The following is a 14,629-nucleotide window of genomic DNA, read 5'->3' as shown; positions in this document are numbered from 1 at the left end:
GTAGCTTAAATCATTTAAAAACATGTTTTGAATGATCTAATATTTGCCCAAGTTTCGACAAAAAAGTTCGTTCCAATGGGTTAGCCTTGTAACTTGAATAAAATCACATATGTTAAAGAACAAGTTATTTAATAGGAGCAATACATGTCGAATGATACCTATACACCTCCAAAGGTATGGCAGTGGGATGCAGAAAGTGGCGGTAAGTTTGCGAATATCAATCGACCAGTAGCGGGCCCTACTTTTGAGAAAACATTGCCACAGGGCGAACATCCTTTTCAGTTATATTCCTTAGCAACCCCAAATGGTGTGAAAGTTACCATCATGTTTGAAGAGCTTTTAGAAAAAGGTATCTCTGAAGCGGAATATGATGCGTATTTGGTAAATATCATGGAAGGGGATCAGTTCTCCAGTGGTTTTGTGGATGTGAACCCTAATTCAAAAATACCAGCATTAATGGACCACAGTGTGAATCCGCCGCAACGTATTTTCGAGAGCGGCTCTATTCTTTTGTATCTTGCCGAAAAATTTAACGCGTTCTTGCCGAGTGATCCTCGAGCTCGTACCGAGGCATTATCTTGGTTGTTTTGGCAAATGGGCAGTGCGCCGATTTTAGGCGGTGGCTTTGGTCACTTTTACGCGTACGCACCGGAAAAATATCAATACCCGATTGATCGCTACACCATGGAAATCAAACGTCAGCTAGATGTATTGGATCGTCACCTGGCGGATAATGAATACATGGCGGGGGAGGAATACAGTATTGCTGATATGGCAATCTGGCCATGGTATGGCGCGTTAGTGAAGAATAAGGTTTACGACGCTGCGGAGTTCATTGAAGCGCACACCTATAAAAACGTGATTCGCTGGACCGAGCAAATTGCTCAACGCCCTGCTGTTAAACGCGGTGAAATGGTGAATAAAGCCTGGGGTGAATTACATGAACAATTACGTGAGCGTCATGATGCCAGTGATTTCGAAAATAAAACCCAAGACAAACTAGATCAAGTAAAAAAATAAGCGCTTATAGTTCTAATTCGTCTCGTAACGCCTTTAAGTGTTGTAGATTTGCTTCACCACTTAAAGGCGTTGTCGTTTCTTGTGGTAAGGCCTTAGGGATGGGGTCGTCCAAGGTTTCCCCTTTAATCACCCGTTCGCATAACATTTGATAGTTATGTTTAAAAATAGGGAAGACTTTGTCTTCTGGCTCTGAGCTCAAAAAGAACCAATCCGTTGCTTTGCCCGCGTAATAAATCGCCGGATGAGTCCAATTGAAATTGGCCTTAGGCTGCGGCGCTCGGCAAGCTTCGATATAAGCTCGATGCGAATCGGGTAAGCCAAACAGGCTATATGCATTTTCGCAATATTGACGAAACGTGGCTAGGTTTGGCAAGTAGCGTTCGTTGCGGATGACTTCCTCCGCTACTTTTTGAATGAGATCAGCGGAAAAATCTTTCAGATTGGTTAACCACAGGCGCATAGCGGCAGTGGAACTTTCCACATTAGGATAGGCCGCATTGAATTGATTGCCGTAATTAATGCGCATTAATTCAAAAGAGGCTGCTAAGGCCTCTTTTTGCTCTTTAGAGATCGTTTGCCCAGCTGAGATCTTGGACTCGGTCGGCAATGCTTGTATTTGCTGTGTGATCTCGTTGAGAGGTTGCTGAGTTGCCTTGTCCATTTAAGCGCTTACTCCAAATGTGTTTGGCATGTTGTAAAAACTTGCTATTCCAAGAGGTATGCAATTGATTGCTGTCTCGCCAGTATAAAACAAATTCTTTGATGAGGCTCTGTGCAAATTGCCGATCAATATTCGCCATTTCTAAAATCTCATAGACTTCTACAGCCGGTTCCCAGCCATCTTGCATGGGAACTGGATCAGAAGGATGCGCAAGGCTTGCACTAAAGCGAGCCCATTGACGCCGAACCCAGGCTACAAACTTGGTGTTCCATGTATCGTGGGCTTCGCCTTTTTCCATCCAGAACAGGACAAATTCGCTAACGCAATCTTGAATAAAGCTGGGCTCCACGCCGGCTTTTTGCAAAATGTCCAAAGTGGCCGCTTGCGGCTGCCAGCTATCCCACATGGCTTGCTTGCGTTGCGCATCTCCTTGGAAAACCGCAGGGTGAGCTTGGTCCTCTTTAAAGCGCTTGTTCACCCAGCGGATGAACATGGTACTCCAGCTTGTGGCCAGTGTGCCTTGGCTTTGATAGTGGAATACAAAATCCTGCAATTGACTTTGTGCATAGCGTTTAGGGATGCCAAGCGTTTGCTCGATGTATTTGAGAGTCTCTGTGTCCGGACGCCAGTCAGGGTGAATGGCTTGCTTGTACTGCTGCTTGGCCTGTTCAAAAGCTTGTTCGTTACGACTGCGTTTACTGTCGCTTGGGGCTTTTTCTTCAAAGCTATAGAAAAGCTGCTCGCTTTGGCCAAAGGGCGGACTATTGAAATGCACAATGCCTTTATCACTGAGGCTCTTAAGAATGCGCTTGATATCCGCATCCTGCCAAAACGGGAGCCAATCGCGCAACGTCCCCTTGTTGATAAAACTCCAGTTTTCATCATGGGGCTGTTTGCCATCATTGAGAGCATGCAGCATTAACGCCTCCTCTAAGCCGATGGTGGCGGCTAAGCTGGGGGACACAACTAACATGCGTTCTGGAATTAAACTATGAGCCATACTGCAACAATCAAAGGAATTGGTAAAAGCGAATAATACCTGAGCAACTAAAAACCACTTCTTCAGGTATGCCGTGAAAGATCTGCCAGTATACCGCAAAGGACTGAGTGGTTGATATGGTAAACCCAGACACGGCTCGAAAAAATCGAAATTCTGGCAAAATACGTAAATTGTCTACACTTATACCATTGGCAATACTCCTAAAGTCTATGGAACAAATGTTCGCTAAAGGCCCCCAAAGGAGTCATTTTTGGGTATAATTCACGGGAATTTTTCGCTGGGGTCAAAAAACGCCAGCATGCCCTGCCACGAGGCTTTTACCCAAAGCCAATATGTGCACCTAAATGGGTCAGACACATGGGCAGTGGGCCAGCATTCCTTTAAAAAAGAGTGATATCCATGACTGTAAAATCAGTAGACGTCTTATTGGTTGGTGCGGGCGCCATGAGCAGCACACTGGCCATGATCCTTAAACAGCTTGATCCAAGTTTGAAAATCACAGTGGTAGAGCGCTTGCCCAGCGTAGCCAGCGAAAGTACCGACGGTTGGAATAACGCAGGTACGGGCCATGCTGCTTATTGTGAGTTGAACTACACGCCTGAAGATCAAGATGGCCATGTGGATATCAGCAAAGCGCTGACGATTAATTCTTCATTTGAGATTTCTCTTCAGTTCTGGAGTCACCTAGTAAACAAGGGTGTTTTGCCAGAGCCTTCTAATTTCATCAATCGTACACCGCACATGAGTTTCGTGTGGGGTGAAAAGAACGTAAATTTCTTGCGTAACCGCTATTTAAAAATGAGCCAGCATCACCTGTTTGAGCAAATGGAGTTTAGTGATGATGCGGAAACCTTGCGTCAGTGGATGCCGCTCGTGATGAATGGCCGTAAAAGCGATGAACCCGTTGCCGGCACTTATGTGAAGCACGGCAGTGATGTGGACTTTGGTTCCCTTGCTCGCTACATGGTTGATCATCTAAGCAAGCAAGACGATTTCGAAGTGTTGCTTAATCACGATGTAGAAGACCTAAAGCGCTCAGAGTCTGGCGGTTGGTCAGTGAAAGTCGAGGATCGCAGTTCGGGTAAAGAAACTCGCATTAAATCTAAATTTGTTTTTTTGGGTGCGGGCGGTGGTGCTTTGCCATTGCTTCAGCGTTCAGGGATCGACGAAGCGGATGGTTACGGAGGCTTCCCGGTTAGTGGTCAGTGGTTAGTGTGTACCGACCCAGAAGTCGTCGAGCAGCATCACGCGAAAGTCTATGGTAAAGCCGCGATTGGTGCGCCTCCGATGTCGGTTCCACATTTAGACACACGAGTGATTAACGGTAAGAGAGGATTATTATTTGGGCCTTTCGCTGGATTTACTACCAAGTTTTTGAAGAAAGGCTCGATAATGGATTTACCTTTGTCTGTACGCCCTAATAATTTATTGCCTATGATGTCTGTTGGCAAAAACAATATGGATCTCACCCGTTACTTGATCAGTGAAGTGTTTCAGAGTGATGGTGCTCGCATGGAGGCCCTCCGTCAGTATTTTCCACAAGCGCAAGATGGAAACTGGACGCTAGCGGATGCCGGCAAGCGTGTGCAAATCATTAAGAAAGATGAGAAAGGCAAAGGCAAATTAGAGTTTGGTACTGAAATTGTGGCTGCTAAGGATGGTTCAATTGCCGCTCTTCTTGGCGCTTCACCAGGTGCATCGACAGCCGTGCACGCAATGATTGATGTGATAGAGCGTTGCTTTGCCGATCGCCTAGAGCAAGACGGGTGGAAACAGCGCTTAAAAGAAATGGTACCGAGCTATGGTGAGTCGCTAAAAGACGATGCTGAACTTTTGAAAAGAGTCAGAGATGAATCCCATAAGACATTAGGTCTCTACGAATAGGCTGAAACCATCCATAAGCATTATAAAAAAGCAGCTATGCTAAAACATAGCTGCTTTTTTGTGATGGCGTTAGTGATTTGCACTTGGTTTGTGCAATACTACGAACAATGACTGAAAAAGTTTGTTCATTATCCGTGGCTAGTTATAAAATTTGCATTCATTACAATGACGTTTTATTCCATTAGGGACAATTAACTGTGACCTTGGCAAACAGAAGTACAGCGTTCAGCCTTATCGTCGTCTTATTGCTGTGTTCTCCATTCAGCTGGTCGGACAAGGGAGAGACCCTGCAAGATGATTCAGGAGAAACTTGGGGTTGGCGCACAGCTATGATCACCAGTTTGGCTTTGACTTTAGCAACTAATCCTTTAGATGCCGATGAATACAGTGTGTCTATGATGTCCGCGAAGGATACTGCTGCACTTAAGGTTGGTTTTCGCTGGCATCAAGATGAAACGATGCAACTTGGAGGCCTGACTCTAAGCCACTATTACCATTTTGGCTATAACTATTGGCAAAGCCTTGATGTAGATGGTCAGGAAGGCGTGAATAATGCGTTGGAGTTTATTCCCGTATTTCGATTTAGTGATGGTGAGCAAGACTTCTTTAGTTACGTAGAAACTGCTGTCGGTGTTTCCGTGTTTTCTCGAACACAATTTAACGACAAAGAATTCAGCACTAACTTTCAGTTTGCGAATAGTCTAGCGTTTGGCGGGTACTTTACACCACGTGTGTCTTGGTCCTTACAATTGCAGCACTACAGCAATAACAGTATCAAGTTGCCCAATAACGGCATCAACTTCTATAACTTCAACATCGCTTATCGGTATCAATAGACGGTTTTAAACTTTGCTTTGCAAGTAACTTACCGCGTCTTTTACAGCTTGGCGAGTACGCCGATTGATCTCTTCGTGCTCGTGAGCTGACATGTAAAACGCAATATCCACTTCATGTCGATAGTAGCGCGTAGGGAGATTATTCAGTGCTAAACATGCCAAATCGACAAGTTGATCTTGACTAAAGCCTTTATCAGCCGTTTCTTCTGCTAGCACCTCCAAAACCTTGTGCTCATAGTAATTATGAATTTGATCGGTAATGGACATGGCGCACCTCCTTTTCTTTTAATTGTAGACCATGATCTAGGTCATCCGGGTGCGTGACCTATATCAAAAGGACTGTTCGCCAGCGAGGTATGCTGATCAGACTAAAAAAGGAGTCTGATCATGATAGATGCTTGTGAAATTGATGTGCGACTACGAAAAAAACAGCATGAATTAGAAATACGTGCCTCCAAGCTGAGCGAGGAATTAACTCGTTACAATATCGAAGTAAGCAAAGACAGCGAGGATCGTGCGCAGCAGCTAGAAAATGAAGAAGTCGCAGAAGCCATCGCTCAAGAAACTCAGCAAGAGCTCCAGCAAATCAAGCATGCCATTTTGCGTCTTAAGCAAGGCCAGTATCAGGTGTGCGAGCTATGTCAGCAAAGTATCGAGCCCGAACGCTTGCTGGCACTGCCATATACGGCTCTGTGTGCCAGCTGCGCCAATGAGCAGTAAGGGGGCTTACTGAGGCTCAATAATCACTTCGCTTTGCAATGAGTTACTGATGAAGCAGTGCTGATGAGCTTTATGGTGCATAGACTCAATCGCACTGGCTTTTACCTCACCCGCAAAGCGCACTTGTGGGCGCAAGCGAATGCGCGGCACATAGTATCTACTGTCCTCATTTTGCTCTACATAAGCAATGGGATTGTCCTCGTAGTGTTCAACGACTAAGCGCTTTTTCGCTGCCAGTGCCAAGAACGTCAGCATATGACAACTGGCTAAGCTCATGGCCAGAGCTTGTTCCGGATCCACATGCTGTTCAGTATTAGCAGTAGCCATGGCGAGGCTTTGTCCGCTCGCTTCTGCGTTATGGGCGGTATTGTAGCCTTCATGGGAGAAGTCACCGTCTTTCTGCCATACTATGTGGGCGTGATGTTCACTCATGTTTTTCGTCCTTATGCTGCTAGCCTTGATACTGGTTCTCAGGCACTTCGACCTTGTGTACCGTACCCGCCCAATCATCGAAGCCACCGCCCAACATGCGCACGGTTTTAAAGCCCATTTTTTGTAAAAGGTCTGCTGCCAGTGTGGAACGACCGCCGTTTTTGCAATACACCACAAGAGGTTGATCAAAGTCACTGAGCTTGGGGTGGTTGCCTACCATGAATTCCAGTAAACCACGGGGAATATGCACAGAGTCAGGCAAGTGGCCAGCATCAAATTCAGATGGTTCGCGCACATCTAACAAGGTAGCCCCTTGCTGCATCATGGCCTGAGTCTCATCGGCATCAATGATATGGATGTTCTGGCGAGCTTCGTTCAATAATTCGTCTTTTGTCAGTGACATAAGCACCTCCATTAAATATTAGAAAAGCCTAATATTAACCATGTTAGGCCGAATGGGATAGAATGACAAGACCTCAGCTCAGGTTGAGAGGTAGAAGCTTGGTTCAGTATAGACCTCGGGTTAGACTAGCCATTATCACGACAATAGATAGCATTATGTTTCAACAACAAGACTTGCTCGATTTAGCCAATATGAAGATGCCGTTCGGCAAATACGCCGGCAAAGCATTGGTGGATCTACCCGAAGAATACTTGCTTTGGTTTCAGAAAAAGGGGTTTCCGCAAGGGCGCTTAGGCATGCTGTTAGGCTTGTGTCTTGAAATCAAAATCAATGGACTGGAATACATTTTACAGCCATTGAAAGGTAAGACCCGCGTTGTTAATGAATAAACCACTGGACTATGCTATCCGCTACAGCCGCCGTAAAACCGCTGCCATTCATATTACGCAACAAGGTGTAGAATTGCGTTTACCTCATGGCGTTAGCGAATCGTGGGGCCATCAGTTTATACAGCAGAAACGTGATTGGATTGAGCGTAAATTAAAAGAACAAAGTCGATATACGCAACACATTCCCAATCTTGAATGGGGCTCTACTATTTTATGGCATGGTCAGCCAGTCCCGTTAACCTACCAGCCCGCAACACAGGCATCCTTGAAACTAACGCCACACGGTTTTGTATTTTCGGCTAAAACCGAACCCAATAAAGAAATCAGAAAAAAATGGCTGGCGGATTTTTTTAAGCAAGAAGCTCGAAACTATCTAACATCATTAACCAACGAAAAAGTCGCTGCTTTAAATCTGCAAGATCAACTCAAAGCCGTTCGCCTACGCTATACCAAAAGTAAATGGGGACATTGCTCTAGTGTGGGCAATATTCAATATAACTGGCTGATTATGGGTGCGCCATTTGAGGTAATTGATTATTTGGTATGTCATGAAGTCAGCCATTTAATACATTTGAATCACAGTCCAGCGTTTTGGCAGCAAGTTGCGAAAATTTGTCCTGATTATAAAAAGCATCAGGCTTGGTTGAAGCAAGAGGGTGTCAGACTTGCTTGGTTTTAAAACGATACATATAAGCCACTAAAGAAACCGTCAATGGTCGTTGGCCCCGCAGACCACTTTTTATAACCAAGCGTGATACCAACGTATTGGTAGTGATAGTTGAGGCTGAATTGCCGTTCTGAAATAGAGCCTCCATTATAGCTTGACCAGATGGGATAAAACTCTGCATGAAGGTAGTGATTAACGCGAAGGCGTATGGGCATCGCAAATACATCACCTTTGTGGCTCTGGTTTCCATTCATTTTCCCTCTTCCGTAGGCCAAGTCCCAAGAGAAATTGTTGCCGAAGCTCATACGATAATGCAGCAAGGTATTCTCCAAGGAAAGCTCGTCGTCTTGTTCATTCAGAATGTTTTGTGAGTAGCTCACTCCCAAAGAGCCATAACCCAGCTCTACCCGATTTAGTTGTGCGTATATATCATCTGTTGAATCGAAGAACTGAGTGGATAATTTAAGAGCAGGTAAAATGGGATCACCTACTTGTCTAAAGAAACTGTTCGAAGCACTATCACTGGCGGCAGAGGCTTCATTATCGTCATTGGTAGAGTAAACTGGCTCAGATTGACGGTAGCGTTGCATACTGTGTGAACCACCGACTGAAAGAATGTCCACGCTGTATTCGGCCAGCTTGATTGTGGTTTTAAAGACGATCTCGGCGATGGCTTCGCTGATTGCAGAAGAATGGCTATCGGTGCTCGCTTTTTTGGAAGTTGATTGACTCGACGAAGAGGTGTTTTTTGACTGTGCTTGAGTACCATTGCGTTCCAAATCGTCCAGAGTGCCAGCCTGGCTGCTGAGAGCAAAACACATTGGTAGGGCGAAGACGCCTGTAAAACGATAGATCGTATTCACAAAAAGTTCATCCTTGGATAATTTGATGATCATGGTGCTCGTCCCGAGACCGACACCGGTTTTAGAGCTGCGCGATATGGGGATTGATAAGTTCGGTCTTCTGTTTCTTAGAAAGTCGTTTAATCGCGCTTTCTCTTTTACATGCCTCACTGCGATTTTCCGCCTTTTCAGAATACACTAACTTTACCGGACGACGATTGCGTGTATATTTGGCCCCTAGCTTGGCTTCATTATGTTCCCGTAAGCGTCGTTCTAAGTCTGTTGTGACTCCGGTATAAAGCGAGTCGTCGGCACAGCGTAAAATATAAACAAACCACTGACTCATTTTCTTAAAAACTTATCCACGTACCAGCAGCTGGCTTTGATTTGTAGGTTTTGTTCTTTGGCCCAAGCTAGGCCATGGTGTACGAGCTTTTCGGCCAATCCCTGTCCTCGCAGAGAAAACGGCACAAAGGTATGTGTGAAGTCGACAGAACCTTGCTGTGAGTCCAGTTGGTAGTCGAGGTGGCAGCTGCCCTTTTCATGATCGATGAAAAAACGCTGATGCTTTGTATCGTGCTGTATTTCAGTCATAGAGCCATGCTAACCTTTTAGTATGAAGAATAATTACTGTGTGACTGTATGAAGCGTTTACTCATTGTATTTCATGCTCCGTCGGATAACACCCGTAAATTGCGCGATGGCATGCAATACGCCGTTGAACAATGTATCCAAACCGATGAGCTTGGTGTGCAATTGCTGATAAAAAGTCCATTCGATACAACCCCTGACGATGTGTTAGCAGCAGACGCCATAATACTAGGGACAACTGAAAATCTAGGGTATATGAGTGGCGCATTGAAAGACTTTTTTGATCGCTGCTATTACCCAGTTTTGGAGAAAAAGCAGGGTACGCCGGTAGCGGCTGTGGTTCGTGCAGGTCATGATGGTACTGGTACGTGCAATGCGTTAAAAACTATTCTGACCGGTTTGCGTTGGCGTTGGGTGCAAGAGCCCCTGGTATGTCGAGGTGAGTGGCAAGAGCAATTTGTGCTAGATTGTGAAGAACTGGCGCAAGCCATGGCTTACGGCTTAGCGGAAGGAATGATTTGATGAGATTGATTACGGTGTTACTGCTGTTTGCGAGTATGGCTGTTGAGGCAGATACACTCAGTATTCGTGCCGATCCTTGGTTTCCCATGAACGGTCAGCCTGCAGCTGATAAGCCTGGCTATATGATCGAGCTAGCGAAAGCGGTGTTTGAGCCAAAAGGAATTAAGGTGGATTATCAGATTATGCCGTGGAGTCGATCTATTGATCTCGTGCGTGAAGGTCGATTTGATTGTGTGGTCGGCGCTTACAAATCTGATACGCGTGACTTTATTTTTCCGGAACAGCATTGGGGATTGGATCGCCCTCAATTTTTCATTGCCGAAGAAGATAATTGGCGCTTTAACGGCGACTTGAGTGATCTTGCCAATCGCAAAGTAGGTATCATCGCCGACTATTTTTATGAGGAAGCGTTTGATGCTTATGCTCAAGATCATAAAGGATTAAATTTCCAGTTTATGACCGGCAGTGACCCACTAAAGAAAAATATTGAAAAGTTTTTAGCGCGACGCATTGATACAGTGTTAGAGAGTCAATTGGTAATGAAAGCCAAGCTTAAGCAAATGGGCTTGGTAGGTTACCTTAAAAGTGCAGGTAACTTAATTCCTCCAGTAGCTATGTATATTGCTTGCAGCCCTGCATTGGAATCCAGTAAGCAATACGTAAAATGGGTAGATGAGACTACAAAAGCCATGAAGCAAGATGGTCGCTTAGAACGCTTGCTCGACCGCTATGGCGTACCGCCTTGGTGGTAATTGTGGTCATTCCAATAACACTAGCTGAGTGAACCCCATGCAAGACTGGATTATCCAATATGAACCACAGGTACGCATGAGCGTTTTCTTTGGTTTGTTAAGCTTCTTATTTTTAGTACAGCAGTGTTTTCCACGACGTCCCCTGTCTGGATCAAAGCTCTATCGTTGGGGCAATAACCTTGGTCTGGTCTTCTTTAATAGCTTTGTCATGCGAGTATTTATTCCTACTACAACGGTTGCCGTAGCGTTGTGGGTCGAACAAAAGCAGTGGGGAATATTTAATGTTTGGCAACCAAATTTTGCGCTTCAAGTTATATTGAGCTTGTTGCTTTTAGACTGTCTGATCTACTGGCAACATCGCTTGTTTCATTCAGTGCCCGTGTTATGGCGATTACATCGAGTGCATCATATGGATCAAAATATCGATGTCACCACTGGTTCTCGTTTTCATCCCATTGAAATTGCCTTGTCACTTTTCATTAAATTTATCGCGGTTCTGTTATTCGGCGTTGATGCTGTCGCTATTATTTTGTTCGAGGTGATTTTGAATGGTACCGCCATGTTTAATCATGCAAACTTAAGATTACCGCTTACATTTGATAAATGGCTGCGCTTGTTGATTGTCACACCTGACATGCATAGGGTTCATCATTCACAAAGACCTGAAGAGACGGACTCTAATTTTGGTTTTAATTTGTCGATATGGGATCGAGTATTTAGATCCTATGTCGATCAACCACGGTTTGGGCATGAAAAAATGCGCATTGGTCTGCGAGAATTTACGGATGCAAAAGTGACTCAATCATTCATAGGTATGTTGGTATCACCGTTTCAAACCTCAAGACATTCGGTCAAAAAAAAAGCCAGCTAAGCTGACTTTTTCTGGATGTAAGATATTTCTTTAAAACAGATACAAAATTGAAAGGCTGGTTTCTGTATCTGTCTTCTCTGTATCGTCTGGAACGTTTGTATTATGGTCCACTGTAATCGCGGCTTTTATACTCAAGTTTCCAATTAAGGTCGCAGCCAAGCCCGTTTCTGACTTGCTCTTGGTATTATCATCGCTCTCGAAAGCTGCTTGTGTGCTGATTTTTTGAGTAAAGCGGGCGTTTTCACTGATTCGATAGCGATAATCAACCGCCAAACGCAAGAAACCACCTTCTTCGGTGTCGCCGTCGTTAAGTTCGCTAAAGCTATAACCAGGACCCACATTGTAATTAAGTTTATGCACTTTATTGTTTAGCACTTGGTTTGAATAACCTAATGCGTAAGATTGTTGGTAGTTGTAACCGCTAAATCGGTCATCTTCATAAGAGGCATAAAGGAACAGCGCGGAACCGTTGTTAATGAGCTTATAGTCGCCCTGCACTGAGGCAAAGTATTTTTCTGCACTCACCTCTGTTGTTTCGACGCCGTTTTCTTCAACAGTTTCATCTTTGTAAAAACTACTGAACTGATAGTTGTTGCGCCAATGATCTAAGTCGTGAATGACCGCTAACTTGCTTTTCAGAGAGCTGGTTTCAGTATTGCCTGTCGTACTGATAAAGCCTAGTTCGAATTCACCCTCGATGGCCTTTTTCTCTTCCGATTGCGCATCCGTATTGTTTTTATTAGAGGTTTCTTCTTCAGCCATGGCGACGTTGCTTGCCAATAAACTGGTTAATAAAAGGCTGCCAAAGCGAATCATAATGCTCCCCATGGATAGTAATAAGTCATAAAAATAGTTTAAGAGTTGCTGATGCGAACATCCATTTGCGGGAATGGAATAGAGATATTGTTAGCATCAAGCTCAAGTTTAATTTGCTCGTTGAGTTCGAGTCGAGTGGTCAAAAAGTCTTCACTTTTCACCCATGCACGCAAAAGGATATTCACACTGGAATCTGCCAGTGCATCTACGCCTACCAAATACTCTGGATCTGATAGCACTTTTTCGTGCTGATCTAAGCATTGTTTGATGACTTTTTGTGCTTCTCTTAAATCGGCTTCGTACGCGACGCCAATAATGAGATCAACACGGCGAGTCGCATTGCTTGAATAATTAACGATGTTGCTTGAAGTGATCTGGCTATTGGGAACAACCACTTGCTTATTATCGGGCGTGTTTAAATAGGTAAAGAAGATTTCGATTTTTTGTACGATACCTGCGGTACCGCCTGCTTCAATATAATCCCCCGCCTTAAAAGGACGAAATACGGAAATAAGAATGCCAGAAGCAAAGTTGGATAAAGAGCCTTGTAGTGATAAGCCGATAGCAAGACCAGCGGCACCTAAAATGGCAATGAAACTGGTGGTTTCCACCCCTGCATGACTTAAAGCAATGATGATAACGCAGGTGATGAGTATGGCTTTGAATAAGCTTTTTACAAAGCCCACAACGGCAAGGTCGGTATTACGTTTATTGAGGATTGCGGCTAATAGGTTGGCAATAATACTGGAAATTTTGATGCCCACCACAAAAATGAGGAGGGCAATCAAGGCATCGAAAGTATGGTCGATAATCAGCTCTTGGTTTTCATTTACCCAGTTTACTATCGAATCCATACTTTCTCCTATGTTGTTTTATCCGATAAAGATAACCTTTAATAATAATAGCGCGGAAATAATCCACACGCTTACGGTAACATCTTCACGCTTATTACCCAACAGTTTTGCTGCTGCATAGGTGATGAAGCCAAGCGTAATACCGTGTGCGATAGAAAATGTGAGAGGTGTTAGCAATAACACAACCACAACGGGCGCAGATTCGGTTAGGTCTTCCCAATTTACGTCTTTAAGGCTAAACATCATCAAGACGGAAACATAAAGGATTGCGCCAGCTGTTGCGTAGGCAGGGATCATCCCAGCTAGTGGTGCAAAGAAAATGCTCACGAGGAATAATAAACCAACGGTGATGGCCGTTAGACCAGTTCGACCACCTGCAGCAACGCCAGAAGCACTTTCGATATAGCTGGTAGTAGTTGATGTACCTAAGGCAGCGCCGGCAATAGTTGCTGAACTATCGGCCATTAATGCTTGACGTAAACGAGGTACCTTACCATCTGAAGTGGTTAAACCCGCACGCTGTGTCACTGCGATTAGCGTACCGCTGGTGTCAAACAAATCTACGAATAGGAAAGCAAAGATTACACTGATCATGGCGACATCAAGAGCGGCTGCCAGATCCATTTGCATGAAGGTTGGCGCCATTGATGGTGGCATAGACATGATGCCTGCATATTCAACATCTCCTACCGCGATACCGATAGCAGAAACAGCAAGAATGACGAGCATTACGGCTCCTGGCACATTGCGCTGAACCAATGCAATGATGGCGAAGAAGCCAGCCAATGCGATAGCTGGTTTGAATTCGTTGATTTCGCCTAGTGTCACAAGCGTTGCTGGATGATCCACAATGATACCAGCACTTTTCAGCGCGATAAGCGCAAGGAACGCACCGATACCAGCGGCAATTGCGAGCTTAAGCGCTGATGGTATCGCGTTAATGATCATTTCGCGAATGCGCAAGACACTCAATATGATGAAGAGCACACCACTGAAGAACACAGCACCGAGTGCAGTTTGCCAGTCATGTCCCATACCTAATACGACGCCATAGGTGAAGAAGGCGTTAAGACCCATACCTGGAGCGAGGGCAACAGGTAAGTTGGCCCAAAAACCCATGATGAAACAACCGATAGCTGCGGCAATACAGGTGGCGACAAAAACAGCGCCCTTGTCCATACCGGCATCGGCAAGGATGGCTGGGTTAACAAAAATGATATAGGCCATAGTTAGGTAGGTGGTGAAACCGGCTATGACCTCGGTTTTAGGTGTAGTGCCGAATTGACTCAGCTTAAAGAGTTTCTCAAGCATAGGTTGTGTTCCTAGGGTTATCTAAGGTTTTGGTCGTTTATAGTTTTAAGTCTTTGCA

Annotated in this window: 20 protein-coding genes; 9 read left to right on the top strand and 11 right to left on the bottom strand. The window is 44.7% G+C overall.

What is annotated here, in order from left to right:
* Positions 1-144: 144 nt before the first annotated feature.
* Complete coding sequence (yghU, locus tag HF888_RS14205) at positions 145-1,020, top strand: glutathione-dependent disulfide-bond oxidoreductase (RefSeq protein ID WP_007018563.1); 876 nt, start codon at positions 145-147, stop codon at positions 1,018-1,020.
* Positions 1,021-1,024: 4 nt separating this feature from the next.
* Here the strand turns inward: yghU and HF888_RS14200 are convergent, their stop codons facing one another.
* On the bottom strand, positions 1,025-1,681 hold the full coding sequence (locus tag HF888_RS14200; protein ID WP_133308500.1) for a replication protein P: 657 nt from the start codon (positions 1,679-1,681) through the stop codon (positions 1,025-1,027).
* The gene (locus HF888_RS14195; RefSeq protein WP_007018565.1) at positions 1,584-2,681 is read right to left on the bottom strand and encodes a DnaT-like ssDNA-binding domain-containing protein; all 1,098 of its coding nucleotides are present in this window, start codon (positions 2,679-2,681) and stop codon (positions 1,584-1,586) included. The genes HF888_RS14200 and HF888_RS14195 overlap by 98 nt, the downstream gene beginning before the upstream one ends.
* 399 nt (positions 2,682-3,080) lie before the next feature.
* On the opposite strand from HF888_RS14195, the gene HF888_RS14190 reads away from it, so the two are divergent.
* Together HF888_RS14190 and HF888_RS14185 are read left to right on the top strand one after the other, a co-directional pair.
* Entirely contained in the window at positions 3,081-4,565 is a 1,485-nt protein-coding gene (locus HF888_RS14190) for a malate:quinone oxidoreductase (protein ID WP_007018566.1), read from the top strand.
* Positions 4,566-4,762: 197 nt separating this feature from the next.
* A complete protein-coding gene (locus tag HF888_RS14185; protein WP_007018567.1) occupies positions 4,763-5,401 on the top strand; it encodes an acyloxyacyl hydrolase in 639 nt (212 codons plus the stop codon).
* 6 nt (positions 5,402-5,407) lie between these two features.
* On the opposite strand, the gene HF888_RS14180 is transcribed toward HF888_RS14185, so the two are convergent.
* Positions 5,408-5,668 (bottom strand): late competence development ComFB family protein, encoded by a 261-nt coding sequence (locus HF888_RS14180; protein WP_007018568.1) that lies wholly within the window; start codon positions 5,666-5,668, stop codon positions 5,408-5,410.
* A 120-nt stretch (positions 5,669-5,788) separates the two neighbouring features.
* Between HF888_RS14180 and HF888_RS14175 the strand changes: the two genes are divergently transcribed.
* Positions 5,789-6,121 carry a TraR/DksA family transcriptional regulator gene (locus tag HF888_RS14175; protein ID WP_007018569.1) on the top strand — a complete coding sequence of 111 codons (333 nt, stop codon included), beginning with the start codon at positions 5,789-5,791 and terminating at the stop codon, positions 6,119-6,121.
* Positions 6,122-6,127: 6 nt separating this feature from the next.
* Here the strand turns inward: HF888_RS14175 and HF888_RS14170 are convergent, their stop codons facing one another.
* Together HF888_RS14170 and HF888_RS14165 are read right to left on the bottom strand one after the other, a co-directional pair.
* Positions 6,128-6,553 carry an OsmC family protein gene (locus HF888_RS14170; protein ID WP_007018570.1) on the bottom strand — a complete coding sequence of 142 codons (426 nt, stop codon included), beginning with the start codon at positions 6,551-6,553 and terminating at the stop codon, positions 6,128-6,130.
* A gap of 19 nt (positions 6,554-6,572) precedes the next feature.
* A complete protein-coding gene (locus HF888_RS14165; protein WP_007018571.1) occupies positions 6,573-6,956 on the bottom strand; it encodes a rhodanese-like domain-containing protein in 384 nt (127 codons plus the stop codon).
* Between the two features lie 155 nt (positions 6,957-7,111).
* Here HF888_RS14165 and HF888_RS14160 point away from each other — a divergent pair, with 155 nt between their 5' ends.
* Both HF888_RS14160 and HF888_RS14155 read left to right on the top strand, forming a co-directional pair.
* Complete coding sequence (locus tag HF888_RS14160) at positions 7,112-7,345, top strand: DUF3820 family protein (protein ID WP_007018572.1); 234 nt, start codon at positions 7,112-7,114, stop codon at positions 7,343-7,345.
* Positions 7,338-8,024 (top strand): M48 family metallopeptidase, encoded by a 687-nt coding sequence (locus tag HF888_RS14155; RefSeq protein ID WP_007018573.1) that lies wholly within the window; start codon positions 7,338-7,340, stop codon positions 8,022-8,024. Before HF888_RS14160 ends, HF888_RS14155 begins: the two co-directional genes overlap by 8 nt.
* On the opposite strand, the gene HF888_RS14150 is transcribed toward HF888_RS14155, so the two are convergent.
* From HF888_RS14150 to HF888_RS14140, 3 genes are read right to left on the bottom strand one after another with little or no spacing between them, the layout of a single operon-like run.
* Positions 8,021-8,908 carry a hypothetical protein gene (locus HF888_RS14150; RefSeq protein WP_007018574.1) on the bottom strand — a complete coding sequence of 296 codons (888 nt, stop codon included), beginning with the start codon at positions 8,906-8,908 and terminating at the stop codon, positions 8,021-8,023. The genes HF888_RS14155 and HF888_RS14150 overlap by 4 nt on opposite strands.
* 28 nt (positions 8,909-8,936) lie before the next feature.
* On the bottom strand, positions 8,937-9,200 hold the full coding sequence (locus tag HF888_RS14145; RefSeq protein WP_007018575.1) for a GIY-YIG nuclease family protein: 264 nt from the start codon (positions 9,198-9,200) through the stop codon (positions 8,937-8,939).
* Positions 9,197-9,448, bottom strand: a complete 252-nt coding sequence (locus tag HF888_RS14140) for a GNAT family N-acetyltransferase (protein ID WP_007018576.1) — start codon at positions 9,446-9,448, stop codon at positions 9,197-9,199. The genes HF888_RS14145 and HF888_RS14140 overlap by 4 nt, the downstream gene beginning before the upstream one ends.
* 48 nt (positions 9,449-9,496) lie before the next feature.
* Between HF888_RS14140 and HF888_RS14135 the strand changes: the two genes are divergently transcribed.
* Genes HF888_RS14135 through HF888_RS14125 form a run of 3 tightly spaced genes read left to right on the top strand, consistent with a single transcriptional unit; the run spans position 9,497 to position 11,590 of the window.
* On the top strand, positions 9,497-9,967 hold the full coding sequence (locus HF888_RS14135; RefSeq protein ID WP_007018577.1) for a flavodoxin family protein: 471 nt from the start codon (positions 9,497-9,499) through the stop codon (positions 9,965-9,967).
* Positions 9,967-10,719 carry a substrate-binding periplasmic protein gene (locus HF888_RS14130; RefSeq protein ID WP_007018578.1) on the top strand — a complete coding sequence of 251 codons (753 nt, stop codon included), beginning with the start codon at positions 9,967-9,969 and terminating at the stop codon, positions 10,717-10,719. Before HF888_RS14135 ends, HF888_RS14130 begins: the two co-directional genes overlap by 1 nt.
* Before the next feature lie 37 nt (positions 10,720-10,756).
* Entirely contained in the window at positions 10,757-11,590 is an 834-nt protein-coding gene (locus HF888_RS14125) for a sterol desaturase family protein (protein WP_007018579.1), read from the top strand.
* A gap of 30 nt (positions 11,591-11,620) precedes the next feature.
* Here HF888_RS14125 and HF888_RS14120 read toward each other — a convergent pair whose 3' ends face one another.
* Genes HF888_RS14120 through HF888_RS14110 form a run of 3 tightly spaced genes read right to left on the bottom strand, consistent with a single transcriptional unit; the run spans position 11,621 to position 14,571 of the window.
* A complete protein-coding gene (locus HF888_RS14120; RefSeq protein ID WP_007018580.1) occupies positions 11,621-12,406 on the bottom strand; it encodes a DUF481 domain-containing protein in 786 nt (261 codons plus the stop codon).
* Between the two features lie 38 nt (positions 12,407-12,444).
* Positions 12,445-13,260, bottom strand: coding sequence for a mechanosensitive ion channel family protein (locus HF888_RS14115; RefSeq protein ID WP_007018581.1), 816 nt, complete (start codon positions 13,258-13,260; stop codon positions 12,445-12,447).
* 18 nt (positions 13,261-13,278) lie between these two features.
* Positions 13,279-14,571, bottom strand: coding sequence for an NCS2 family permease (locus HF888_RS14110; protein ID WP_007018582.1), 1,293 nt, complete (start codon positions 14,569-14,571; stop codon positions 13,279-13,281).
* Positions 14,572-14,629: the final 58 nt, after the last annotated feature.

Source organism: Bermanella marisrubri (assembly GCF_012295615.1).
GTDB classification, from domain to species: Bacteria; Pseudomonadota; Gammaproteobacteria; order Pseudomonadales; family Oceanobacteraceae; genus Bermanella; species Bermanella marisrubri.
This window is presented reverse-complemented; position numbering and strand designations above follow the sequence as displayed.

Bases quoted from the DNA above. Each gene is read 5' to 3' on its own strand.
- HF888_RS14120 (WP_007018580.1), bottom strand. From the start codon at position 12,406: ATGATTCGCTTTGGCAGCCTTTTATTAACCAGTTTATTGGCAAGCAAC.
- HF888_RS14115 (WP_007018581.1), bottom strand. From the start codon at position 13,260: ATGGATTCGATAGTAAACTGGGTAAATGAAAACCAAGAGCTGATTATC.
- HF888_RS14155 (WP_007018573.1), top strand. From the start codon at position 7,338: ATGAATAAACCACTGGACTATGCTATCCGCTACAGCCGCCGTAAAACC.
- HF888_RS14125 (WP_007018579.1), top strand. From the start codon at position 10,757: ATGCAAGACTGGATTATCCAATATGAACCACAGGTACGCATGAGCGTT.
- HF888_RS14140 (WP_007018576.1), bottom strand. From the start codon at position 9,448: ATGACTGAAATACAGCACGATACAAAGCATCAGCGTTTTTTCATCGAT.
- HF888_RS14175 (WP_007018569.1), top strand. From the start codon at position 5,789: ATGATAGATGCTTGTGAAATTGATGTGCGACTACGAAAAAAACAGCAT.
- HF888_RS14165 (WP_007018571.1), bottom strand. From the start codon at position 6,956: ATGTCACTGACAAAAGACGAATTATTGAACGAAGCTCGCCAGAACATC.
- HF888_RS14180 (WP_007018568.1), bottom strand. From the start codon at position 5,668: ATGTCCATTACCGATCAAATTCATAATTACTATGAGCACAAGGTTTTG.
- HF888_RS14190 (WP_007018566.1), top strand. From the start codon at position 3,081: ATGACTGTAAAATCAGTAGACGTCTTATTGGTTGGTGCGGGCGCCATG.
- HF888_RS14150 (WP_007018574.1), bottom strand. From the start codon at position 8,908: ATGATCATCAAATTATCCAAGGATGAACTTTTTGTGAATACGATCTAT.
- yghU (WP_007018563.1), top strand. From the start codon at position 145: ATGTCGAATGATACCTATACACCTCCAAAGGTATGGCAGTGGGATGCA.
- HF888_RS14160 (WP_007018572.1), top strand. From the start codon at position 7,112: ATGTTTCAACAACAAGACTTGCTCGATTTAGCCAATATGAAGATGCCG.
- HF888_RS14135 (WP_007018577.1), top strand. From the start codon at position 9,497: ATGAAGCGTTTACTCATTGTATTTCATGCTCCGTCGGATAACACCCGT.
- HF888_RS14110 (WP_007018582.1), bottom strand. From the start codon at position 14,571: ATGCTTGAGAAACTCTTTAAGCTGAGTCAATTCGGCACTACACCTAAA.
- HF888_RS14145 (WP_007018575.1), bottom strand. From the start codon at position 9,200: ATGAGTCAGTGGTTTGTTTATATTTTACGCTGTGCCGACGACTCGCTT.
- HF888_RS14195 (WP_007018565.1), bottom strand. From the start codon at position 2,681: ATGGCTCATAGTTTAATTCCAGAACGCATGTTAGTTGTGTCCCCCAGC.
- HF888_RS14130 (WP_007018578.1), top strand. From the start codon at position 9,967: ATGAGATTGATTACGGTGTTACTGCTGTTTGCGAGTATGGCTGTTGAG.
- HF888_RS14170 (WP_007018570.1), bottom strand. From the start codon at position 6,553: ATGAGTGAACATCACGCCCACATAGTATGGCAGAAAGACGGTGACTTC.
- HF888_RS14200 (WP_133308500.1), bottom strand. From the start codon at position 1,681: ATGGACAAGGCAACTCAGCAACCTCTCAACGAGATCACACAGCAAATA.